Raw genomic sequence first — 25,143 nt, forward strand, 5'->3', positions numbered from 1 at the left:
ATTATCAAGTTTAACAAAGGAGTACCCTGTGGCAAGAATCATCGTTGTAACATCCGGTAAAGGCGGTGTAGGCAAGACCACTTCCAGCGCAAGTTTCGCTTCTGGTCTGGCGCTACGTGGGCATAAAACTGCCGTTCTCGATTTTGACGTCGGTCTGCGTAATCTCGATTTAATTATGGGCTGCGAACGCCGCGTGGTGTACGACTTGGTCAATGTGATTAGTGGCGAGGCAACTTTGAATCAGGCACTGATCAAAGATAAACATTGCGACAATTTATTCATTTTGCCCGCTTCGCAAACCCGTGACAAAGATGCCCTCACCGAAGAAGGTGTCGAGCGTGTATTAAACGATTTGATCAAAATGGATTTCGAATACATCGTCTGCGACTCGCCAGCTGGTATCGAACGTGGCGCTGTGATGGCATTAACGTTTGCCGATGAGGCGGTGGTAGTGACTAATCCTGAAGTATCTTCTGTACGCGATTCTGATCGTATTCTCGGCATTATTCAGGCCAAGTCCAAACGTGCTCAAGCGGGCGGTGAGCCGGTCAAAGAACATTTGCTGATTACTCGTTACTCACCAAAACGTGTCGAAGCGGGCGAAATGTTGTCTTACACTGACGTTCAAGAAATTCTGCGGATACCATTAATTGGCGTAATTCCAGAATCAGAAGCGGTCTTGCATGCGTCAAATCATGGTAACCCAGCGATTCATGTCAAAGGTAGCGATGTCTCTGAAGCCTACACTGACGTTGTCGCACGTTTCTTAGGTGAGCAACCACCGCTACGCTTTGTCGATTATGAAAAGCCAGGTTTGCTGCAACGTATTTTCGGAGGTAAGTAAGATGGCTTTGCTTGATTTTCTGTTTAAATCACAGCCGAAGAGCGCCAGTGCAGCAAAGGAACGCTTGCAAATTATCATTGCGCGTGAACGCAATGGCGGACGCGAGGGCTATGATTTTCTGCCGGCTTTGCGTGAAGAACTGATCGCAGTCATTTCTAAATACACCAAAGTCAATCCCGACGATATTAAGGTATCACTGGATAAACAAGGTAATTTAGAAGTATTAGACGTGAACGTCATCCTGCCTGACGCAGATTCACGCATTTAACAATCGCCAGAACTTGAGAGCGGTATTCTAGTGTTCACAATTAGTGCTCTCAAGTTTTTTGTTTTTTGTTCGTAACCTAGCTTTTTTACCCAAGAAAATATGCGAATTGCCATACTGGATGATGACCAAAATCTACTCGACTTGACCGTAGCAACCTTAACGGATGCCGGTCATGTGTGCCATCCGTTCTCCAGCGGTAAAGCGATGTTGCACCAGTTACATCGTGAAAGCTACGATCTGCTGGTTCTCGACTGGCAAGTGCCTGATTTAAGCGGGACAGAAATTTTGCATTGGGTGCGTGAAAAATTATCTAAGAGCTTGCCAGTTTTATTCATGACTAGTCGCTCAGGTGAAGATGATATCGTGGCAGGGTTAGCAGCTGGCGCCGACGATTACATGATTAAACCGATTCGCCGTGCAGAACTCATCGCTCGCGTGAATGCTTTGCTCAGACGTGCCTATCCAACGCAAACCGCCAACGAATTAATTACTTTTGGATGTTATGAATTTGATGTACGCGCCAGCCGCGCGAAGTTAAATAATGAACCCATAGAATTAACTCAAAAAGAATTCGATCTGGCCTTGGTGTTATTCCAAAACCTCGGACGCCCATTATCACGCGCGTACATTTTAGAAGCGGTCTGGTCACGTGACATTGAAATTCCGTCTCGCACGATGGATACCCATATTTCACGCGTGCGCAGCAAACTTGATTTACGCCCAGAAAATGGATATCGATTAGCGCCAGTTTATAGCTATGGTTATCGACTGGAACAAATCTCTAAAGAATAACTAGCGTCGTCGATAAACAATGACTAGCGAATAAAAAGTAAATTTGAAGAGTGAAGCCAATCGCTTCACTCTTTTTTATTGTCACACCTTAATTGAATCATTACTGCTGCCTATTCACAAACGCCTTGCCAGGACGATTAAGGCAAGGCCACAGACATCAAATACAAGCTTGTGAATGACCTTATGCTGGAGCATCCTATGTTAGACCGTACTGCCTGCAACTCATCCGCCAAATTATTAGCTAACATCGCGCTGATAATTTGTTTTCTAACGAGCAGCGCTAACAGCTTGGCGGAAAAATTGAAAGGGCAGCCTGGCACGATGAAAATCGATACTGCTGGGATTACCTACTTTGCATTAGAACGCGACACCTTAACTAGCATCGCGAAACGCTTTACGACAACACCGAATAACTGGGAAGCATTAGGAAAGCTAAACCAAGTCCGCAACGATAGAGCGATTCCGATCGGTTCAGGAATTATCATCCCTGCCGATTTATTGCCTGAAGAAGCCAGTCAGGCTCGCGTACTTGCTATCGCGGGCAATGTGAAGGAAATCAACGCTAAAGGCATAGAATCAAGCCTTGCGGTTGGCAGTATTGTGTATGAAGGTAGTCAAATCAGCACCGATAAAAACAGTTTCGTCACTTTCGGATTGCCAGACGATTCCCGTATTTCTGTGCCATCCAACAGTCAAGTGAATTTGGCCAAATTACGGATGACGCAATATGTCAAAAGTCCGCGTACGCAAATTAAATTGGTACAAGGCAAGGTGGAATCTAAAGTCACTCCACTCAGTCAAAACAAAGGTCGTTTCGAAGTCAGTTCACCGCTGGCAATTGCGGGTGTCCGTGGCACCCATTTCCGTGTTGGCGTGAACGAGAACGGTATAGCGAATGAAGTGCTCGAAGGTGGAGTGGCCGTCGGCAATAAAGACAAGCCGCAAGCACTGGTGCTTCCTGCTGGGCAAGGGAATATCGTCAGCAAAGCAGGCGTAGGCAAAGCGATTGCCCTTTTACCCGCACCAATTTTAGTCGATGCTTATCAATTACAAGAACGCCCAACTTTGCAATTTTCAGTGCAAGCGACCAATCAGGCTGTTTCATATCATGCGCAAATTTCTAAAGATGCAGAAAGTCAAAATCTGGTCGCAGAAGCGCATGACAAGAATTTGCAATTCAAATTTGAAGGACTGGATGATGGCAACTACTTTATCCGAATCACTGCTATCGACGCCAACGGTTTAGAAGGAATGCCAAGCACGCATGCGTTCAAACTAAAAGCGCGCCCAGAACCACCTTTTTTGATGAGCCCCAAACACAAAGTACGCGCTGAAAGTGTTAGTTTCAACTGGACACAATCGGGCGAGGCTAAAGCCTATCGCCTGCAGGTAGCAAGCGATGTGCAATTCAAGCATATCGTTCTTGATCAAAGCGATATCACAGCTGTGGAATTTAGCACCGACAAACTCGCACTTGGTTCGTATTTCTGGCGAGTTGCTTCCATCATTGAAAAAAATCAGACCATCGACCAAGGACCTTTCTCTCCTGCACAGGGTTTTCAGTTATTGGCACCACAAGCAATGAATGAGGTGAAAGACACTGGTCAAAACCAAATGGAATTTACTTGGCCGGCAGAACCAGGACAAAGTTTTCTGGTGCAAATTGCCGAGGATGCCGATTTCAAAAAACTTTACTTGAGCAAAGAACTCGATCAGGCAAATCTGCGCATTCCTCGTCCAGAGGCTGGTACTTACTATATTCGCGTCCGGGCGACAGATCCTGATCGCTTTGTTGGCAATTTTTCTAAACCACAAAAATTCGAGATCTTTTTACGCTGGACTACGGGTAGCGGTGATCCTTTAGATTCAGCGAGCGGAACAGTGCGACCACAAAAACCTTGAATGACGAAACAACGAAGAAACGGCTGAGTTCATGCTGAACAGCAAACATACTAATGCGGTTCGTAGCGCGAACAAGAACTCCGGCCGTCGATTCAAACCAAGCCAATCAATCGCCTTACATGAGTGGCTAATACTCAGTCTTTTTCTTTTCTGTTTGGCGTGTGTTTTAAGTTTGTTCCATGGTTTGCAACGTCTGGATCAAACCGCTTATGACCAACTATTACGCTGGCAAACGCAAAGTGCGCGCGAAGATATCATTATTGTCGCGATCGATGATTATAGCTTGGCAGAATTAGGCAAGTGGCCATGGCCACGCACTCGTCATGCCGAACTGATTCAAAAAATTCAGGCCGCAAAACCACGTGCGATTGGGATCGACGTGGTATTTACCGAAGCAGAATTACCAAGTGCCGAGAAGCAAAATCAACAAGTCAATTCGATTGGCGATCAAGCGTTAGCAAGCGCAATCGCACAAAGTGCGAAAGTCGTATTGCCATTAGTATCTGTCAATGCGGGCCAAGGTTTGCAAGCAGTGCAGCCAACACCTGTGCTAAATGATGTAGCTGCCGCACTTGGCCACATCCATCTCGAACTCGACGAAGATGGCGTAGCGCGCAGCGTGTTTTTGTACGAAGGAACCCAAGGTCAATGGTGGCCGCATTTTTCGCTGGCACTCTATCAGATAGGACAACTTGATCAAGAAACCAATTCGGCAAAGACCAGCCAAAAACCACTACCCGTTTCCACTTTACACCAACAAATTACCACGACCCAAGCAGGTATTTGGCATCGCAATCATCAGATGCATATTCCTTATTACGGCAGTGGCGGACACTTCACTTCTATCCCTTATGTATCGGTATTACGGGGCGAAGTCCCCGACGCTTTTTTCAAGGATAAATATGTGCTGGTCGGTACCACCGCACAAGGCATGGCAGATGCATTCCCCACTCCGGTGACATCCAATGAAGGCGCACTTTCGGGGATAGAATTTAATGCCAATATACTCGCTAGCCTGCTAGATGGTCGCTCGATTGTTCAAGCGCAGAATTGGCAAATTCTTGGCATCACCTGCCTCATTATCGCCACAGCCTTGCTCAGCTTTTGGTTCTTTTCTCCACGCACAGCCTTATTCACGGTTTTAGGGCTGATACTGACGACCCTCATCACCAGCGTGGCACTACTCAGACTTGGATTCTGGTTCCCACCAGCGGTCAGCGTCCTGATTTTACTGCTTGCCTATCCGTTGTGGAGCTGGCGACGCCTTGAAGCGGCGATTGATTTTCTGGGTGAAGAATTTATTTTGCTCGATCAAGAGCCACACTTGCTACCCGAATTCAACCCAGATCTCACACTTGCCAATGGCTCGCAGACACCGGTAAAGCGGCTAATTCAAGACAAGTTAGAGCGCCATTTCAGCGCCATGCAAGCAGCCGCTCGACGGGTTCGCGATTTACGCCAATTTGTCACCGATAGCCTAACTAGCTTGCCCGATGCGACCATGGTCACCACCACCGATGGCAATGTAGTCCTGACCAATCCAGCGGCAGTCGACTACTTCAATAGCATAGGCATGCCACATGTGATCGACACGCTGGTGCCCTATCTGTTCGCCAACATGAGCCACCCTCACACGCTATATGCCAATGAACGCGATAGCTTTAGTTGGTGGCATATACTCGATTTGAATCAAAGTGATATCTTGATCAAAGGCGTCGAAGTCGTCGATCCAAAAAATCGTGACCTAATCATTAAAAGTGCACCCTGCTACTCAGGTCAAAAAGTGTTAATCGGTTGGATCATCAGCATTCTCGATATTTCAGAGATCCGGCAAGCAGAACGCCGTCGCGATGAGACGCTGCACTTCATTTCACACGATATGCGCGCGCCACAGGCGTCGATACTGGCATTGATTGAATTACAGAAAAGTCCGAAGACCGCAATCGAACACGAAGAATTTTTAAGCCGCATAGAAAAAGCATCAAACACGACACTCGGTCTGGCCGATAGTTTTGTACAACTAGCCCATGCTGAATCGAATGAGTATCGATACAGCGAAATCGACTTTCAAGATATGTTAATCGACGCCACCGAGGAAATGTGGACGCTCGCGAAAGCGAAACGTATCCGTATCGTCACTGACATCCCAGAAGGCGACTATCCAGTAAGGGTTGATCGCAGCTTAATGACGCGCGTACTCACCAATCTACTCTCGAATGCGATCAAGTACAGCCCTTGCGACACCACCGTAACATGTACGCTAGCATTTGAAACCAAGAGCCTCAATGATAGCGTCGTCTGTCACATACAAGACCAGGGCTATGGCATCGCCCGCGCCGATCAAAGCCGCTTGTTCCAACGTTTTCAACGCTTAGGACATGGCAAGCCAGCGGATCAGATCAAAAATGACGGTATTGGTCTCGGCATGGTCTTTGTCAAAACAGTCATCGATCGCCATTTTGCACATATCAGTTTTACCAGCGTGCCGGGTGAAGGTACTTGTTTTACGATTACCATCCCAGCTCACAATATCTAAATAGCAATTGATTTTGCGCAAGAAGCATAAGCCAGCCATGAAACACGAAGCGAGTCGCGCTATAATGGCGCCCTCGAACCAAATAATCCTATGCAACTACTCGCCGTCGGCCTCAATCACACGACTGCCCCAGTCTCTTTACGAGAAAAAGTGGCGTTCTCTCCTGAGCAAATTTCTCAGGCGGTGGTGGGTGCGCGCACGTGGTTTGCACGTAATGGATCGACTCAGGCATCAGAGACGGCCGTCTTATCGACTTGTAATCGTACCGAGCTTTACGCGGTTGCCGATGTAGATAATCCTATCGACATGACTGCGCATTTTTTGGCAGATTTTCATAAGCTACCTTATGCGGATTTGCGTCATCATCTGTACACCCTGCCGCAAGACAATGCGGTGCGTCACGCCTTTCGTGTGGCATCGGGTTTAGATTCTATGGTCTTAGGTGAGCCGCAGATTCTCGGACAAATGAAAGAAGCTGTTCGTCAAGCTGATGAAGCGGGTGGACTTGGTACTTATTTGCATCAATTGTTTCAACGCACTTTCGCGGTGGCGAAAGAAGTTCGATCAACCACAGAAATCGGTGCGCACAGTGTGTCTATGGCGGCAGCGGCGGTGCGTTTATCTCAACGTATTTTCGACAAAATTGCTGATCAAAAAGTGCTGTTTATCGGCGCAGGTGAAATGATAGAACTGTGCGCAACCCACTTCGCTGCGCAGAATCCTAAGAACATCACGATTGCCAATCGCACCTTAGAACGTGGTGAGACACTCGCCAATCGTTTTGGCGGCAAAGCCATTCGCCTAGCCGAATTACCAAATTGCTTGCATGAATTCGACATCATCATTTCTTGCACAGCCTCATCTTTACCCATCATCGGTCTAGGCTTAGTCGAACGCGCAATTAAGGCACGCAAACATCGTCCAATCTTTATGGTCGACCTAGCTGTACCACGTGATATCGAATCCGAAGTCGCGCAACTCGACGACGTGTTTTTGTACACCGTGGATGATTTAGCCAGTGTGGTACAAAGTGGCTTAGAAAATCGTCACGCTGCTGTGGCACAAGCCGAAGCAATTATCGAAACCCGCGTGCAATCCTTTATGCATTGGGTGGATGGTCGTCATGTGGTTCCAGTTATCCAAGATCTACACGAAAGCAGCGAGCAGTTTCGTCAACACGAGCTAGAACGCGCTCGCAAAATGCTAGCACGTGGCGATGATATTGAAGCCGTTTTGGAAGCCTTATCCAAAGGTATCACCGCCAAGTTTTTGCACGGCCCGCAACAAGCTTTGCATCAAGCGCAAGGCGAAGAACGCGCACATCTGGTGCGCCTGCTGCCACAATTATTCCGCACTAAGCGTTAGCTGCTACCAGCTATCTGAGCATGCTTTGTGCATGCGCTACGCCTGCAGCGTCGTCACGACGACCTCACCCCGATTTAATTATTCATGGCTCAACGACATTCAAGAATATCGAGAGCCACTACAGCATAAAGCGAAACAAAATCATGAAACCATCCATGCTACATAAACTCGATCAACTCTCTGAACGCTTGGTCGAAGTGGGTCAATTACTGGTACAAGAAGGCGTCACCAATGATATAGACACCTATCGCAAACTCAATCGCGAACATGCGGAATTAGAACCTTTGGTTGCGCTGTATCACAACTATCAACAAGCGCAGAGCGATATCGTCGAAGCGCAAGAGATGTTGAACGATCCTGACATGAAGGACTTTGCGCAAGAAGAAATTCAAGCAGGCAAAGATCGCATCGAAGCCTTGCAACGTGAACTGCAAACCATGTTGTTACCGAAAGATCCTAACGACGAACGCAATATTCTATTAGAGATACGTGCCGGTACAGGCGGCGACGAAGCAGGTTTGTTTGCTGGTGATTTATTGCGCATGTACACCCGCTTTGCCGAACGCAATCGCTGGCAAGTTGAAGTGATGTCAGAATCACCTTCCGAACTCGGCGGCTATAAAGAGGTCATCATCCGTATCGCTGGTTTTGGTGCGTATTCCAAACTCAAATTTGAATCCGGTGGACATCGCGTTCAACGTGTTCCAGCAACAGAAACGCAAGGCCGCATTCACACCTCCGCTTGTACCGTCGCAGTCATGCCAGAAGCGGATGAATTGACCGACGTTGTCATCAACAATGCCGATCTGCGCATCGATACCTTCCGCGCCTCAGGTGCCGGTGGTCAGCATATTAACAAAACAGATTCCGCAGTACGTTTGACGCACATCCCAACCGGCATCGTAGTTGAATGCCAAGATGGTCGTAGTCAACACCAAAATAAAGCACAAGCCATGCGCGTATTAGCAACCCGCATCATGGATGGTCAATTGCGCAAGAAGCAAGCGGAAGAAGCGGCGACCCGTAAGAGCTTGATCGGTTCTGGTGATCGCAGCGAACGCATACGCACTTACAACTACCCACAAGGCCGCATGACCGATCACCGTATCAATCTGACCTTGTACAAGCTCGATTTCATTATGGATGGGGATTTGACTGAACTGACCAATGCGCTGGTGGCGGAACATCAGGCGGAGTTGTTGGCTAGTTTGGGGGATGATTAATTTCGCTACATTGCTTGAACTGAGATAAAGAATTTCAATTGACGGTCTTCAAGTTCGATAACACAGAGCACATAAAGCGTCTGCACGACTGTCATGCAATGCATGAGTTTGGATGCACGTTTCCCCCCAACACTTCAAGCGTTTGCATCCATCGCATAGTGGTTTCTTTATTGTGATTTCCGTCAATGCCGACTATCATGGGTTTGAGAAAATCAATGCTGTAGCAATCTAAAAATTGTAGCTCACCTCCGACTCCGCGCATACTCGCAAAATTGATTGACTAAGAGAAGTCAATGAGCATTGTTCCAAATGATTGTATTAACGAATGAAGGAAATCCCATGACGCATGAAGAAGCCTTGAAGTTAATCGAACAAGCTAATCACCATCTCTTTTTTAGCAGAGCGTGCATACGACGAATATAAGCGTTCTAGATTCGATGGTAGCGACAGTTACAGAGATGCTACGAAGAAGCAGACGAAAATTGGAGAATGCGAAGCCATTTACTCTCACTAGTCAAAGAAGCCGGTTTTGCTGAACTGATTAGTGCTAGTTCCTCGGATAACAAATCATCTTGATTTGAATTGTTTGTGACTATTCAGTTCTAGCGACAAGAGTAATATAAGTCAAATGAAAACACTGGAATTGTCATTCCGGACTTAATCCAGTCTTACAAGCGCAAAGGAAAATGCTGGATGTCCGATCAAGCTTATGCCTATGCTGATTCCAATCAAGGATCATCCTTACACGTAAAGGTCCCAGCACCTTTTTTACACGTCAAAAAAATCGCCGCATCTTAATCCAAAAGAACATGCGAAATTTCTTGCATGTCCAGTTCGAAAACAATAAGCTCATCGTTTCAAAACATTCTAACTCCTCTATTTTTCACAACATAACGCCAAAACAAAATTCAATCGACAGAAAATCATTCTTGCACTGCTTCACATTCATCATTCCATTGTGACGCAAAATCGCGCTTGCCATAGATCGCACCAAGCTCGAACCGCAATCATGCTTAGCGCTTGTTTAAAATTAAAAAATCAGCCCTTTATAATCTTTCGCCCGATTCCCATGCACAAAAGATCAAGCACCCAAGAGAGCGTGCTACTTGCCATCGAACTTCTTAAGCGCATTCCTCGTCATACAAAAATCACTGCTACAGAACTACGTGATCAACTCGCAGCAGCAGGCCATGTTCGAAACCTTCGCTCGATCCAACGCTTACTCTCGACCCTCAGTGAGGACTTGGAGATCGAATGTGATACACGAAACAAACCCTATGGATATCGGTGGAAAGAGCGATCAAATGGCTTGAATTTACCTGTCTTAAGTGAACAAGAATCCTTGCTTCTCGCATTGGCACAAGAACACCTGCGTCATCTATTGCCACAAAATTTATTCAAATCGATGGAAGGATTTTTTTCGCAAGCACAGAGCAATTTAAACCCCTATAGCAAGGCAAAGAAAGAGCGCGAATGGCTACAAAAAGTACGCGTTGTCAGCACGACCCAACCGCTGTTGCCACCACAAGTGGATGCGACTGTACTGGAAGAGGTCAGCAATGCTCTCTACGCCAATAAATGGCTAGAAATTGAATATCGCAACGCCAACGACAAAGTCACTAACTCAAAAGTCATGCCACTAGGTCTGGCGCAACAAGGTCCTAGGCTTTATCTCGCATGCCGCTTTGACGGCCACGACAACGAACGCAGCCTCGCTCTGCATCGCATTGCGAAAGCAAAGGCAACACCATTTGAATTTGAACGCCCCCAATTCGACCTTGAACAATATGATGCCGATGGCCGCTTTGGATTTGGTGAAGGTGTCAAAGTGCGCTTGACATTTGTGATCACCAAGATCGCCGGACGCCATCTTCTCGAATCACCACTTGCGCTGGATCAAACAGTTATTGACCAAGGCGAGGAATACCAGATTTGTGCAACGGTCGTCGATACCGCGCAACTAGAATGGTGGCTACGTGGTTTTGGTACCCAAGTGCGGAATGTTGTGCGAGCATCCTTGTTGTGATGGTGGATGGTTAGCGACACATTGTGTCGCGCTATTGTGATTTCATACGTTCGAAATAGAATTCAATTTAGTCTAAGTAATTAATTTTCTGAAAGCAAAAGAATGAACACAAAAAAAAATGTACCGCCAGCGCCTGAAATGGAAATACCGCCTTTAGATGCTACGAAAAGTCATTCAAAACACAGTGTATTCAAAGAAGTCGAAAGTAAGTTGACTTTAAATAGCGATGTAATACTAGCCGACGAAACGCGACTGCAACTAGATGAATGCATGGCGAAGTTACGACACCATAAAACAATTTACTTAGATTGGGGATTTGCAGCAGTTGACCCCCTAGGCATGAGTACCATTCTAAATTTCTACGGCCCACCTGGGACAGGTAAAACCCTAGCTGCTCAAGCGCTCGCGGGAACATTAAGCCTACCAATTATCCAAATTGGTATCGCGGAAATTGAGAGCAAAATGATGGGCGATTCCTCAAAAAATATTCAAGCTGCCTTTCAATCGGCACGACTGGCTGGCGCCATACTATTTTTTGATGAAGCAGACACATTGCTGGGAAAACGACTATCGTCCGTCACACAAGGTGTCGATAATGAAGTCAATGCAATGCGTTCCACATTACTGATTGAATTGGAGCGATTCGATGGCATCGTAATTTTCGCAACAAATTTTGCAAAAAACTACGATGAGGCATTCCGAAGTCGTATAGGGCATCATATTCACTTTGCCTTACCGGATCTAAATGCGCGTACCCTGTTGTGGGATCGCATGCTAGTTCCTAATATTCCTCTTGCTCAGGATCGAAAAACGCTGATATCACTTTGTGCCGAAATGTCAGAGGGTTTTTCTGGTCGAGAAATCCGTACGTGCATGCGATTAGCGCTACCTAAAGTGCTGCTCGAATCTGAGCGGCTCACATCACCTGCCAATTTAACATCTGAACATATTCTTTCAGCGATCTCGCAAATACGAACCGCACATACAGAGGTCGCGGTCAATGCAACTGCAAAACGCGAACGACCTCTTGACATTGCAGCAGCTAAAAATTTACTCGGTATTTCTTTATAACATAACTTAAGGAGCCACAAAATGGGATGGTTTTCAAATTTCTGTTCGAGCGTTGGTAGCGCTGTTTCCTCTATTGGTAGTGCAGTAAGCAACGTAGCTAGTAGAGCTTGGGAAGGTGCTAGAGAGATTGCAGGCAAAGCAGTGAGTTGGATGGCAGACAAAGCAGAGAACTTCGTGGATGGGGTGAAAGAAGTTTGGTCTAAAGTAAAGCCCTATGTCGCAGCTATTTCGCCCTTTCTAAAACAAGCGGCAAAGTTAGCCCCTTGGCCTTGGCTTTCAACGGCAATCACGATTTTTGATCATGCTTTGCAGACTTTATTGAAGCTTGAAGATTCTCCAGTATTAAAAAAAATCGAGGCGGCGATTAATTGGACGATCTCGACCGCAAAGAAATTGAAGGAAACCTATCTAGATCCGAAAGAAATTGAAGAAGCGAATAAGCGAAAAGAAGTTTTCGAACAGGCGGCAACACAAGTAACAGGCGATGCTAAGCACGCAATGGCCTTGGCTTCAATGATCAATGATTATGTCAAGATTCAATCTGTAATTAAGATTATTTTTGAAGAAAATGCTGTCGACAATTTTGACCATTACTTACGTTTACGGGCAACCCAAAAGCTACTTGCCAATGTTGAACAAGCCTTAACTTCAGCTAGCAGTATTGAGGAGATCAGCTCCGACGATATGTTTATGTTAGAAGTTGGCGCCAAGTTAATCAAAAAGAATCCAACACTGTCCGATGCGGATGCGCTACGGATAGACGAAATAATCTTCAACCGGTTTAATTCCAAGTTGTTACCTTTCGTTTTCGAGGAAATGATCATGGCATGGGAACAAAATCTAGAAAGTAAGCGTGCAGAATGGCAAGAACTCAACGCAGATTTCGCGAAAGAGACTGTTTTGATGCGCAGACTGAAGACCACCGAGCGACTTTCTGAACTATCCGAGCAAGACCAAATTTTGCTTTCCGGCTTAATGGCTCGTTCGCCAGAAACACAAGAAAAATTGTCGGCGTTAGAAAAACATAATCGAGAAATGAAAAATTACGTTTCTGCTGCCGAAGGATTTCTGCAGGTACTTGAAAAAGATCCAGAACAACTAATTGCGGAAGGCAAAGAATATTTAGCAGAGGAAAGTGCTGCTGCAGGGATGATTATTATCGATTGCGCCCAAAATGGCAAGCGTTGGGAAGACTTAACACCAGAACAGCAATCTTTGATCATCGACTACGCCAATATCTTCGAAGCAGATTGCAAACAACGATTAAAAAAATTAATTGAAATTGAAGTAGGAGCATAAGTATGAATAGCGATATTTTTAGTTTTCTAATTCCAAATTTAAATGAATCTATCCAAGTAGTATTCTTTATTTTGATGTTTGGCACCGCATTCTTTACGATCTTTAAAGTAAAAAAATCAGCAACGCCGGAAAATTGGGAACTAAAGTGGAATGGAGGCACATTAAATGACACCTCAGATGATCTTGATGCAGAACATGGTTCCGTGACCGACTTAAGTAGCGCCGTCGCGACCACATGGGAAAAATTAGCTGAAGCCATGCCAGGAATACTCCTTATTTTAGGTTTATTAGGAACATTCCTTGGCCTAGGAATAGCGCTAAACAAAGCATCGACGATACTATCTGCAGGCGTCGGCATGGATGACTCTATGAATAATTTGATGTCTATGATGCAGGGATTAGGCACAAAATTTAAGACATCAACTTGGGGAATCATTGCATTTCTTGGCTTGAAAATTTGGATGTCATATGATCGTTTCGAAGAAATTCGCTTGCGCTGGTGTATTCATAAAGTAAAGGCAGAACTAGATAAAAACCGAACAATAGTCACCCAACAACGGATAAAAGAACATTCAGAATTCATTAGCTCGATTCAATTTTTAAATGAAAATTTATGCTCGACCTTGAAATCTGAATTTTCCGAAAACCGCATTTCCTTCAATACAGGTCATGAACTTTTAATGCAACAAAATGAAATTGCGACGCAAAATAAAGCTGGAATTTTGGGAGTATTGGCATCATTAAAACTACAACTAGAAGAAAGCAAAATACTAGTTGCCGATACACGTTTAACACGTGAAATCCTAACTTCGTTTGTCGATTCTAATTCAAGTAATTTGACCGCCATGCAAGCATCGTCTGAGCAAATGGCAACAGCGGCAGGCCGCGTTGGCGAATCTGCTGGTGAGTTGAAACTAGCGATTGGTGATTTTCAATCCGGCGTCGCAGACGTACTCGCAACACTGAAGAAAGACTTAGGTCAGACAATTGATTTGATGAGCGAAAATTTTGGCGAAAACATGAAAGGAATGTCAAAAAATTTAGAATCAGCCACAAGTGGCATATCTACCGCTGTGAGCGATTTGGCAGCAAGTGTTGATGCCACAATGAACTCTGTTGAATCTGCCATTAAGGAATCGATGGATATACAAAAGAAAGCACAGATTGAATTCATTACTACGAGTGATACCTTGAATGTCAACGTCAGTGCGATGGCGGGATTGGTGAATAAGTTGTCCGGGGATATTACTTCTGGTTTAAGTGCAATCTCAGGCAGCAATCGAAATGTCATGTCACTAAACAGCCGCTATGAAGCGATGACACAGAGCGCTGAAGATACAGCGAAATCAATCGAAAACTTAGTTGACGAGGTAAAACGAGAATTTGCGAAATACGATACAGGTAATGCTATGCCGAATGTGATCAAATCGCTACACGAAATCGAGCAGCAATTAAAACTCATTGTTCAAAAGAATCACGAGAATACCAATCTACAAGGTGGGTAATTAAATGAAAGATAAACCAAACGAGTGGGTATCAATCTCTGATTTGATGGCTGGGTTATTGGCCGTTGTTATGTTACTTCTAGTTTTATCTGTATTACAGAAAAAACAGTCTGAGCTCCAACATCAAAAGGAAATGAATGAAATTGCCTCACTGAAAAAAAATCGAATTTCAGATACTTTAAATGAGCTCAAAAATCTAGTGGAAAAAAATGGCGCAGACCAATTAGTTTCCGTGGATGTACCATCAGGTAAAGTCACACTGCGCGACAATGTATTTGAACGCGGTAGTGCTTGCATTTCACCTGAAACGAGAAAATCCGTGGCTTTTTTTCAGGACAAAGTCGCTGAATTTCTGAATGCGTCAATCAAAAGTCAGGTTTTTATCGAGGGACACACTGATAATCTTCCTGTATCAAAACCTGTCACTGACTACGTGAGATTTTGCACTGTTTATGATGATAATTTTACGCTCTCGGCAGCTCGCGCTCGTGAAGCACGTCGTTTGCTAATTGGTGGAATCGACACTGATACGGCTAAAAGAATTGTTGTGGCTGGTTATGGTGACTCTCAACCAATCAATGGTATCCAACCTGGAGATGCCAGAAATCGACGAGTAGAGATGCACTTTTCAGTGCTAGATGCAGCAACAATTTCGGCAAAATAATCAACTTCCATTAATTTTGCGAAAATATGAAAATGAGGAGACCAACCGAGGTTGCCTCCTCATTATTTTTAGTTACTAAAAATCGTATTACAAACAAAACTCTTAGATCCTGGTGCAGGTAAAACTTTCACCGCGTTCGATATTGGCAGCTTGTACGTTTGCTTGCCCACTTTGAGCACCGCATCGCCCTTGCGCAAAGCATTGATTAGTCCATGAAAATTGGATTCGCTTGCGCGACTGTCTGCATTAAATGGCCCATCAAAGGAAGTGCCGCCAGCATTGATGGTGAATTGACGCTCTTCCTTATTATTCAGAATGGTGTAGATTGTTACACTAGACATCACATCCGCACTCCCCTCTTGCGTAGGACAACTGATCAGCAAACGTTTACCGCTAAAGTCGATGAAATACTCCAAATTGCCTTGACCGTAGCCTTCTGTCCATTTGCCTTCAGCACCATGGGCTATTGAGGTGATAGTGGAAAAAACGAGTGCTGCCATAAATATTTTCTTCATGCTTTAAATCCTTCTAATGTTACGTTAATAAGTGAACTACTTTTTTCAAGTGACGACCCTTACCTACCGACTCGCCTTTTAATTGCGCTAAGTGCGGTCATCGGGCTACTTAGCATCGCTTCTAAAATGGAGATTTTTTGACTTTGCAAGGGCTTCTGGCAAACATTTTCACATTGGTCGTGCATGATGATCACATCGCTACTTTGCGGTACAACAATCGTCCATCCGCATTCTGGGCAACTGAATTTTATAAACTCTACATCAGGCATGTACATGGTTTTCTCCAGACGAATTAGGTTCATTACCGAAATCCTGGACTCCGAAAATCCATGCACAAAAGTGCCGAAAAGCACGTTGAGATTGGAGAGAAAAGAATCTGTCGTGAGACGCCTTACTAATCATAGATCTATCCTTTAGTCATGCGGCTTTTGTCCGCAGCGCTAGAATAGACTGTAGATACGTCAGAATGCGTCGTTGATCGAAATGCACCAGCCTATTATCAATAGGGTGTTACGCTTTCAACTGTTCGAGAGATTTTAGGTTTGAGTACCTATATGCTCTGCCATATAGATCGACCAAAGCAAACAGAACTGAAAGACATTGTTCACATCGTTTCAATAATACAAGCCCCAAGTACATCTAGGCTTCAAAAAAATTCACCTGCGAACGCTTCAGCGCGAATAAAATATGCGCCTACAACTACCCACAAGGCCGCATGACGGATCATCGTATCAATCTGACCTTGTACAAACTCGATTTCATGATGGATGGAGATTTGACCGAACTGACCAATGCGCTGGTGGCTGAGCATCAGGCTGAGTTGTTGGCTAGTTTGGGGGATGATTAAGTTCGATTGACATCATTTGAATAAATGAATTTGAGCGCAGATAGGGTTTCGAAAACCTATCTGCGCTTTTTTATATCCATCATTCTGCGTACTAACTCATGCCCCGCTCAAACCTCAGCAGACCAAATAGCCAAGAGCTCAAGCTAGATTGAGCATTTTCAAAAAATCAACACATGGCTATAATTGATTTTCTTTCACGTTTTTTTCAACCATGCACAAACATCATCTAATGAAGCTCTGCAAAACGACTGCGTTCGCGTTCACCATCTTCACGTCAATTGTTGCAAACGCTGAAGATTACGAAATCAAACGCTTGGATACAGCGACCGTCTCATATCAAGGAGAAATCGTCAAAGGAAGTTTTCAAGCACTACTTGCCCATCTCACACCAGAAACCACGACTCTTCGTGTTCGCTCTTCGGGCGGAGATGGCGAAGAAGCTATGTTAATCGGCAATCAGATCATCGATCAAAATCTTAGCCTCGTTGTTGATGGTTATTGTATGTCGTCTTGCGCAAACTATTTATTCTTGGCGGCACGGAAGAAAAGTTTGCTAGTCGATAGCGTTTTGGGATTCCACGGTGCGGTTTCATTAAAAAATAGTGAGGATCTGAGAGCTCAATTTGAACTTGGAAACTTAAACAAAGACGACTACACCGGCAAAGAGGGGCTAAAGCGATTACAGATTTCAGAATGGGAATTGCTCAAAAAAGTCGATCTAAATTTAGATACGCTAAGCACGATAAATGCACAGTTTTACAAAAAAATGCCGATCGCACCGAAGGCAAAACGAATATTGGTACTTACCATAGACGGCAAAAGATACACTTTCGATTGGGATGATCGAGGCCAGAAGCTTATGGAAAAAAGACTTCGAAAGTCACTAAAAAAGAACTCAAAAATTTCTTTTGTTATTAGCAATCCCTATGCTGACGCAATGTATTTTCCGTCTCTCAAGTTTCTCCAGGAAATCGGCGTACAAGGGATACTCGACTATCCCTATCCTGAAAGCAATGCTGCTCTCCCAAAATTGTTATCAGAAGACTTTAGTCACATCAAAACTGTCGGTGACTTTCCAGAACCAGAGTTAGTGTTAAAGAAATAGATCACATTCGTCATTTGTAAAGCACGCAAAAAAGCCAACTTAGAGTATGCATCTAAGTTGGCTTTTGTTTTACGTCTAAAACTTATTTAAGCTCGCGCTGGCATACCCAAAATCTTACGTGCTTCATCCGGCGTTGCAACCGCCCTATCATGCTCACGACTGATGCGTGCCACACGTTCTACTAATTGTGCGTTGCTGCTAGCGAGTTCACCTTTGCGGTAGTACACATTATCTTCAAATCCAACACGCACGTGACCACCAAGTATGATCGCCATGGTTGCCAATGGCAGTTGTGCTGCGCCGATACCAGCGACCGTCCAACTTGCATCTGCTGGCAATTGCGAACGCATATACATCAATGCCTCTGGTGTACCAGACATCGCACCAGGAATGCCGAGCACGAAATCGACGTGTAATGGCGCAGTGATTAAGCCTTTTTTCAACCAGCGATTCACGGTGGTGATCATGCCAGTATCGAATACTTCATACTCAATTTTTACGCCCAAGTCTTTCATGGTCGTCGCGAAGATATCCATGTCGTCGGGGTGATTCACGAACACGTCGTTACCGAAATTGACTGATCCCATCGACAGGGTTGCCATTTCTGGTTTGAGTGTGACTGGTGCGAGGCGTTCCTGTGCGGTCATACCGACTGCACCGCCAGTCGACACTTGCACGATCACGTCGCAACGTTCGCGGACTTTTGTGATGATTTGGCGATAGACTTCTTTGTCTTGGGTTGGGGTGCCATCATCGTAACGTCCGTGTACGTGGACGATGGACGCGCCTGCTTTGGCGCATTCAAATGCAGCATCGGCGATTTCGTCTGGGGTGATGGGGAGATTGGGTTGTTGTTCGCGGGTGACTTCTGCGCCTGTTAGGGCGGCTGTGATGATGAGTTTTTCCATTTTTCGCCTCGTTTTTTTGCGCGATGTTACGCTGACTAATTCTTATTGTTTGAAATGTTTTTTATTTTCTTTTCTACTTCAATTCTCATACTAATCAATTTACTCATTTGTAGGGCGGGTGCAACCCGCGCTGTTTTTTCTTTTGTACTGCGTTCTAACGTTCGCGTTTGCTCAACGTTCACAGGTCGGGTGTGGCCCGACAGCCAATTACCTTTTTTGCTTCGCCAAAAAAGGTAATCCAAAAAAGGCGACCGTAGACTCGCCCCTTCGGGGTGCTTACGCTTCGCTTCCGCATAATTTGCGCATCACAAAAAATGGGAAAGTGTTGAAACTCGCTACGCTCAGACAACAACACTTTCTTATCCATTTTCTGTGAAGCGCAAATTACATCGTCTCAAACGGGGGAAGGTCAAATTCAAACCCAACCCCAACATCAAAACAATCAATATCGATAGCCATTCATTTTTCTACTAGCTGTTATGTGTCGTTGCTTTTGATTTTGATTTTGACTTTCATCCACTTCTGGCACTGCCAATTGTGTAGGACGGAAAATGGATAAAGAAAGCCTTGTTGTCTGAGCATAGCGAGTTTCAAGGCTTTCCCATTTTTTGTCTTGCTCAATTGGGAAGCCGAAGGCCAGTGGCAGCGTGGTCGCCTTTTTTGGGTTACCTTTTTTGGCGAAGCAAAAAAGGTAACTAGCTGTCGGGCTACCCCCGACCTACAGGCCGCAGATCAACGACAAAAACAAATACGATCAAAAAAACAATCAACCTTACTGAAAATATTAACTCTATTTTCCCAGCGACACCCCATCCCCATCCCGACCTTCCCCTTGAAGGGGAAGGAGTAAGACGAGCACACTAGTCGTTGCGAGCAAAACTCCATTTTTGATTAGCACCTATAATGTCGCCATATCCTACATCAGCAAATGCTCAACAAAAAACAATCAACGTTTAATCCGCTGAAAATCCGCCGGCACCACACAAGTCCCAGAAGCCTTACAAACCACAACAGGCTCTGCCAACACATCAGCAGCAGAAACCTGCCCAGCAATCTTCGCAGGCGAAATCACCTTACGCGCTTCGAATTCCATCTTACGCGACGTCTTACCCATAGAAACAATACGACCTGTCGCTTCAATATAATCACCTGCAAACACCGGTGCCATAAATTGCACATTGTCGTAAGCCACAAACAAACCTTCATCGCCATCGCTACGAATCAAGAGTTCCGTAGCGACATCGCCAAACAAATTCAACATCTTCGCGCCATCGACCAGATCGCCCGCATAGTGCGCATCATGCGATCCCATACGCAGACGAATCAGGCTCGTGTATTTGGATAAATCTTCCATCATTACCTCTTTTGAATTGTGATCAACACTCCCTTCTCCCGCAGGCGGGAGAAGAGTTGGGGAGTCAAAGCATGCTTTGACGGTGGTTCTAATTCGGATAAAATTATTTTGAACAAGAGACCGGCCTTCACCGCTGTCTTTTGAGCGCCAAGGATTTCATCGTTTCTGAACCACCCTCACCCTACCCCTCTCCCGCTTGCGGGAGAGGGTACATATTCGATTAAGCCGCCTTGCGTTTGATCCATTCGTGAATCGCAAACGACGCCACATCTTCAGCATACGACTTAGTACCAAAGCCAGCATCGTAACCGAGCTCTTTCGCCAATTCGTGACTGATACGCGGACCACCAACAACCAAGATCACTTTATCACGCAAACCTTCTGCCTCTAGCAAATCAGACAGTTTGGTCAAATTATCGAGGTGAATATTTTTCTGCGTCACCACTTGCGAAACCAAAATCACATCCGCTTTTTCTTCAATTGCACGGGCAATCAATTCTTCTGAATCGACCTGCGCGCCCATATTGATGGCACGCACTTCGTGATAGCTCTCTAAACCTTTATGGCCGTTGTAACCTTTCATGTTCATGATCGCATCAATGCCGACGGTATGCGCATCGGTCTCAATACAAGCACCGATCACCACCATACGACGTCCCATTTTTTCGGCGATCAGAGCATTAATACCGTCTTTGTCCAAAGTTTCGTATTCTGGTTTCACGACCTGGAAGCTCGATAAATCGACCTGATGTTTGCACTGACCATACACCACATAAAAACTAAAGCCCTTACCCATGTCTTCACAATGCACGACCGCTGGCTCTTCCAAGCCCATCAACAAAGCCAGACGTTTCGCGCCTTCTTTGGAGGTTTCATCGAGTGCAACCGGTAAAGTGAAAGAGACCTGTACACGACCATCGTTCATGGTGTCGCCATAAGGCTTAACCCATTGCTCTGGTTTTTTGATATCAGCCATTGTTGTCATGTTTTTCTCCTTACGCTGTCTGTGTTGGCAACATCAATTGTGGGAAAGGATTGTAGTAATCCGCTGCTTTAGTAATCACGCCAGCTAAACCTTTGCCGCCAGTTGGTGTGCGTGAGATTTCTGCAAAAGTACCTTTACCAATCGCTGCCGACAGACCCATTTTTTCAATATCTGCCAAGATACTTTCGGTTTCTGCCAACACTTCTTGCGCACGCGTTTCTATCAAACCGCCAGATTTAAATTCGATTTCAGAATGCAGATCTTTCATGGTGCCAAACACGTACTTGGCATTTTGAATAGCAAGGAAACGATCTTGTATAAATGGCGTATGAATCGCTTCTGTCATCATGCCGAGCAAGTGAATGTTTTGATTGGTCACGGTACTGACGATATTGAACAAGGTGTCCTGTACCTGGCCTTTGAAAATATTACCCGTCATGTGTTTGGTCGGTGGCATGTATTTCAATGCGGCGTCTGGGAAAACCTGACGCACTAACTGCGCATGCGCCATTTCCCATAAGAAGCCGTTTTCTAATTCTGGGTGAATTTCAAATGCATGACCGAGGCCCATTTGATCTGGCTGCAAACCGGACAAATACGCGAACTGTTCGTTAATCAGTTGCGATGCCAAAACCGTGTGTGCAGCTTCATAAGCATCGGCAGTCGTCAGATAGTTATCTTCACCAGTGTTGATGATAATGCCCGCGTAAGCATTCACCATACGTGAGAAAAATTGATCGATGAAGGTACGCTTCATATTGATGTCACGGAAAATAATGCCGTACATAGAATCATTGAGCATCATATCGAGACGTTCAATCGCGCCCATCGCAGCGATCTCTGGCATACATAGGCCTGAGCAATAGTTCGTCAGGCGAATATAACGACCGAGTTTTTCGCCAACTTCATCCAAAGCAGCGCGCATTAATTTGAAGTTTTCTTGCGTCGCGTAAGTGCCGCCAAAGCCTTCTGTGGTTGCACCATAAGGTACGTAGTCGAGCAAACTCTGGCCAGTAGAACGGATCACCGCGATAATGTCCGCGCCCTGCTCTGCCGCCGCACGTGCTTGCACCACGTCTTCATAAATATTACCAGTGGCGACGATTAAATACAGCCACGGGGTTGGTGCTTCGCCCATAGTTTCGATTTGCTTGGCACGGAATGTACGTTGATTCGCAATGTGTTCGCACATCAATGCGGCTTGTGCTTCCGTTGCCTTGCGCGCAGTATCTGCATCTTTTGGCAAAGTCAAAGTCAGTGTGCCTTTAGACACGGCTTCAGCAACTTCTTGCGCGCTCATATTCTGTTCCTGCATGGCAGCGACCACGATCGGTGCGGCACCATGTTGCAAGATGTTTTGCGCTTGCAAATGATCAACAACCACATTCGGCAAAGGCACATAATTTTCATCAATACCATCGATACCGAGCAAACGCAAAGTCGCGCGCTCTACTGTCGTCGTTGTGTACTGCGACATTTCATCGAAGACCTGACGCGCGATGCGGCGGGCGGAATCACGTGCGCGATCGATTTGTGCCTGATCTAATTGTAAATGGCTCATGCTGCTTCTCCTGTTTCTGTAATAGTGCTTGCGCAAAATTGTCTCAGCTAGGCGTGTCACCGAAGGCAGTACATTTGTACGACAAGGTGACACAACAACGCTGAGGCGGTTTTGCGCAGGCGTTATTTAATTTTTTCGTCCGATGTCGCTTCTAGCACAACATCACACACGTCATAGCCGACAAACGCACCTCTCGCCACATCCAAAAACTCAGCAGCCTCAAAGCTGCCACCCATGGGCGAGAATGGATTCAAGGTAATCCCGGTCAAATTGATGCCACGATACCCGACCAATTTCGCACCGAGTTTTTGAAAGATCAATAAATCGGTATTTTCTATAAATAATTTTGTGCCATCGGCAACCACCACGGTCAATGCGGGATGCCGTTCCGCCAAGCTGCTCAAAGCACGCCATAGATTGCGCCCGACTGCGCCACTAACAGCGATTGTGCCTACATCTGCATCGATGTATTCCATCAGTTTTGCACCCGCATTCAGGGTTGCAATTTCTTCCAAGAAAAGCGTCTTACCGTTTGCATCCCAAACGCCAACGCCGCCTTGTGTGAATACCGCTTCACATTGCGCTTTGACGCTAGCATCCGCTTGTTTGATACCGAGAATGCCGAGACGATCGCGAGTCTTGCGAATCACATCTTGTATGCCGCCACCGATAGCCGCACCGGTCGCCAAAATCACGCCATCCGCAATCGCCGGTGAAGCATGATGACTGCGTCCTAAAGCACCGTCTAAAATCACTAAACTAGCGCCGCATTGCCGTAGACGTGCAATCACTTTTAACTGATCACTACCACGCGATGCACCAGCGACTTCCATCTCGCCGTATTCCAAAACTTTTACGACCAAAATCTCACCCATAGGGCTGTCGATTTGAGTCGAATCAATTAATTTCCAACGAACCTTAGCGCGCTGCAAAGTCTCACGTGCAGTAGCGACCAGATTGCCCGGCCACACCATAATCGGTGGTTTAGGATTGAAAAATACTTGGTCTCTATCTTCACCATCGCGACCTATCGAGGTCAAGCCAATATCGACTTGTGCCGCCGCTGCTTGCGCCAGCACATGATTCATCGCCACGGTCTTACCGGTATTTTTTGTCATACCCATGACCGCTAAAGTTTGCATGCCACTGTCGTGTATGCGTTGCCATAACGGGCTGGTTTGTATATTACTTAAAGTGGGATTTTTGAACTCCATCGTCAGTGACTTTCTATGTGATTAAACGTAGAGTTCCGTGAACAACTGGCGCAGTTTTTCACTCTCGCGCAATAAAGCTAATGAGTGTTCTGCATGACCAGTCGCATAACCATTACCGACGATCATTTCCACATCTTTACCAACGCCTTCCGCGCCGAGTGCTGCAGCGGTGAAGCTAGTTGCCATCGAGAAGAAATAGATTTTGCCGTGCTGTTTGGTCGACAGGATGCTGCCCATTTCAGTGTTTTGAATATTCACGCAATTGATGACGAGATCTGCCATCGCGCCATTGGTCACTTTCGCTACGGCTTCCATCAAAGCCAAAGCATTGGTCGCATCGACTTGCAGAGTATGATCTGCCCAACCCAATTCTTGCATGCGTTGGCAATCTTTTTCAAATGGTGAAACGCCAATCACGCAGCCATTTTTACCAGCACGTTTTTTCGCTTCATAAACACATAAAGTGCCGGATTTCCCACCACCACCAATGACGACAACTGTGTCGCCTTCTTTCACCAAACGTGCTGTTTGTGCAGGCGCACCCGCCACGTCCAAAATCGCGAGCGCCATCTTTTCGTCAATGTCATCTGGGAGTTTGGCGTACAAACCAGTTTCAAACAAAATCGCCTTTCCTTTGATTTCGATCTGATCTTTTTGCATATGGATCTTAACGATTTCGTCGATGCGCAAAGGCGTCAAAGACAAAGAGACCAGCGTGGCAATCTTGTCGCCGACTTTCAGATCTATTTTATCTGCGAGTGCAGAACCAATTTCTAAGATCGTACCGATCAACATACCGCCGGAGCCTGTCACAGGGTTGTGATGCTTGCCACGTTTCTCGACTATGCCCTTCACGATCTCAGCGACTTTGGCTACATCGCCATTTGCTTCTTGTTTGATTTGGGTAAAGCTGGCAGCATCGATATTCAGAGCAGAAACATCGATCAAGATTTCATTATCAGTGATCTCCATCGTGTTATCGATTTTCCATGCGCCTTGCGGCAGGACGCCTAGGGGTTCAACGACGCGATGGATACCGTATGGAGAGCTTGGGGTTGTGAATGTCATGATGAGCAGAATGAAGAAATTTGGTGGATGAGCGCCGCAATTATCCCTTCTCCCGCTTACGGGAGAAGGGCTTTTAAAGCGAGATATTCAA

General features: G+C 45.6%; 21 protein-coding genes and 1 pseudogene. 14 read left to right on the forward strand and 8 right to left on the reverse strand.

Going from position 1 to position 25,143, the window contains the following annotated elements:
* Positions 1-28: 28 nt before the first annotated feature.
* The 12 genes from minD to H8K33_RS19215 all read left to right on the forward strand — a co-directional run bounded on the left by minD (position 29) and on the right by H8K33_RS19215 (position 15,495).
* Positions 29-844 carry a septum site-determining protein MinD gene (minD, locus tag H8K33_RS19160; RefSeq protein ID WP_186892679.1) on the forward strand — a complete coding sequence of 272 codons (816 nt, stop codon included), beginning with the start codon at positions 29-31 and terminating at the stop codon, positions 842-844.
* Position 845: 1 nt separating this feature from the next.
* Positions 846-1,112: a cell division topological specificity factor MinE gene (gene minE, locus H8K33_RS19165; protein ID WP_186892680.1), complete on the forward strand. Its 267-nt coding sequence runs from the start codon at positions 846-848 to the stop codon at positions 1,110-1,112.
* A 99-nt stretch (positions 1,113-1,211) separates the two neighbouring features.
* Entirely contained in the window at positions 1,212-1,904 is a 693-nt protein-coding gene (locus H8K33_RS19170) for a response regulator transcription factor (RefSeq protein ID WP_186892681.1), read from the forward strand.
* Positions 1,905-2,102: 198 nt separating this feature from the next.
* Positions 2,103-3,806 (forward strand): FecR family protein, encoded by a 1,704-nt coding sequence (locus H8K33_RS19175; protein WP_186892682.1) that lies wholly within the window; start codon positions 2,103-2,105, stop codon positions 3,804-3,806.
* Positions 3,807-3,837: 31 nt separating this feature from the next.
* A complete protein-coding gene (locus H8K33_RS19180) occupies positions 3,838-6,342 on the forward strand; it encodes a CHASE2 domain-containing protein (protein WP_186892683.1) in 2,505 nt (834 codons plus the stop codon).
* A gap of 90 nt (positions 6,343-6,432) precedes the next feature.
* A complete protein-coding gene (hemA, locus tag H8K33_RS19185) occupies positions 6,433-7,707 on the forward strand; it encodes a glutamyl-tRNA reductase (protein ID WP_186892684.1) in 1,275 nt (424 codons plus the stop codon).
* 143 nt (positions 7,708-7,850) lie between these two features.
* Positions 7,851-8,930 (forward strand): peptide chain release factor 1, encoded by a 1,080-nt coding sequence (prfA, locus tag H8K33_RS19190; RefSeq protein ID WP_186892685.1) that lies wholly within the window; start codon positions 7,851-7,853, stop codon positions 8,928-8,930.
* A 1,099-nt stretch (positions 8,931-10,029) separates the two neighbouring features.
* Positions 10,030-10,956: a helix-turn-helix transcriptional regulator gene (locus H8K33_RS19195; RefSeq protein ID WP_343043852.1), complete on the forward strand. Its 927-nt coding sequence runs from the start codon at positions 10,030-10,032 to the stop codon at positions 10,954-10,956.
* 102 nt (positions 10,957-11,058) lie between these two features.
* The gene (locus tag H8K33_RS19200; protein WP_246443744.1) at positions 11,059-12,027 is read left to right on the forward strand and encodes an ATP-binding protein; all 969 of its coding nucleotides are present in this window, start codon (positions 11,059-11,061) and stop codon (positions 12,025-12,027) included.
* A gap of 21 nt (positions 12,028-12,048) precedes the next feature.
* Positions 12,049-13,326, forward strand: coding sequence for a hypothetical protein (locus H8K33_RS19205; RefSeq protein WP_186892687.1), 1,278 nt, complete (start codon positions 12,049-12,051; stop codon positions 13,324-13,326).
* A gap of 2 nt (positions 13,327-13,328) precedes the next feature.
* Positions 13,329-14,831, forward strand: coding sequence for a hypothetical protein (locus H8K33_RS19210; protein WP_186892688.1), 1,503 nt, complete (start codon positions 13,329-13,331; stop codon positions 14,829-14,831).
* A 4-nt stretch (positions 14,832-14,835) separates the two neighbouring features.
* A complete protein-coding gene (locus H8K33_RS19215; RefSeq protein ID WP_186892689.1) occupies positions 14,836-15,495 on the forward strand; it encodes an OmpA/MotB family protein in 660 nt (219 codons plus the stop codon).
* Positions 15,496-15,563: 68 nt separating this feature from the next.
* On the opposite strand, the gene H8K33_RS19220 is transcribed toward H8K33_RS19215, so the two are convergent.
* Together H8K33_RS19220 and H8K33_RS19225 are read right to left on the reverse strand one after the other, a co-directional pair.
* Complete coding sequence (locus H8K33_RS19220; protein WP_186892690.1) at positions 15,564-16,010, reverse strand: hypothetical protein; 447 nt, start codon at positions 16,008-16,010, stop codon at positions 15,564-15,566.
* A gap of 59 nt (positions 16,011-16,069) precedes the next feature.
* A complete protein-coding gene (locus tag H8K33_RS19225; protein WP_186892691.1) occupies positions 16,070-16,312 on the reverse strand; it encodes a hypothetical protein in 243 nt (80 codons plus the stop codon).
* A 383-nt stretch (positions 16,313-16,695) separates the two neighbouring features.
* Between H8K33_RS19225 and prfA (H8K33_RS19230) the strand changes: the two are divergent.
* Positions 16,696-16,857: pseudogene (prfA, locus tag H8K33_RS19230) on the forward strand (peptide chain release factor 1); the annotation flags it as partial.
* Between the two features lie 313 nt (positions 16,858-17,170).
* Complete coding sequence (locus H8K33_RS19235; protein ID WP_222613502.1) at positions 17,171-17,962, forward strand: hypothetical protein; 792 nt, start codon at positions 17,171-17,173, stop codon at positions 17,960-17,962.
* A gap of 86 nt (positions 17,963-18,048) precedes the next feature.
* Here the strand turns inward: H8K33_RS19235 and kce are convergent, their stop codons facing one another.
* From kce to kdd, 6 genes are all read right to left on the reverse strand, one after another.
* Positions 18,049-18,870 carry a 3-keto-5-aminohexanoate cleavage enzyme gene (gene kce / locus H8K33_RS19240; RefSeq protein WP_186892693.1) on the reverse strand — a complete coding sequence of 274 codons (822 nt, stop codon included), beginning with the start codon at positions 18,868-18,870 and terminating at the stop codon, positions 18,049-18,051.
* Between the two features lie 946 nt (positions 18,871-19,816).
* Positions 19,817-20,227: a 3-aminobutyryl-CoA ammonia lyase gene (kal, locus tag H8K33_RS19245; RefSeq protein ID WP_229827341.1), complete on the reverse strand. Its 411-nt coding sequence runs from the start codon at positions 20,225-20,227 to the stop codon at positions 19,817-19,819.
* A gap of 217 nt (positions 20,228-20,444) precedes the next feature.
* Entirely contained in the window at positions 20,445-21,209 is a 765-nt protein-coding gene (gene kamE, locus H8K33_RS19250) for a lysine 5,6-aminomutase subunit beta (protein ID WP_230408567.1), read from the reverse strand.
* A gap of 10 nt (positions 21,210-21,219) precedes the next feature.
* Positions 21,220-22,770, reverse strand: coding sequence for a lysine 5,6-aminomutase subunit alpha (gene kamD, locus H8K33_RS19255; RefSeq protein ID WP_186892695.1), 1,551 nt, complete (start codon positions 22,768-22,770; stop codon positions 21,220-21,222).
* 122 nt (positions 22,771-22,892) lie between these two features.
* Positions 22,893-23,912 carry a lysine 5,6-aminomutase reactivase subunit KamB gene (kamB, locus tag H8K33_RS19260; protein ID WP_246443746.1) on the reverse strand — a complete coding sequence of 340 codons (1,020 nt, stop codon included), beginning with the start codon at positions 23,910-23,912 and terminating at the stop codon, positions 22,893-22,895.
* Positions 23,913-24,005: 93 nt separating this feature from the next.
* Positions 24,006-25,052, reverse strand: a complete 1,047-nt coding sequence (gene kdd / locus H8K33_RS19265; protein WP_186892697.1) for an L-erythro-3,5-diaminohexanoate dehydrogenase — start codon at positions 25,050-25,052, stop codon at positions 24,006-24,008.
* Positions 25,053-25,143 lie beyond the last annotated feature (91 nt).

The organism is Affinundibacterium amnicola (assembly GCF_014284275.1).
Lineage (GTDB): Bacteria > Pseudomonadota > Gammaproteobacteria > Burkholderiales > Burkholderiaceae_D > Undibacterium > Undibacterium amnicola.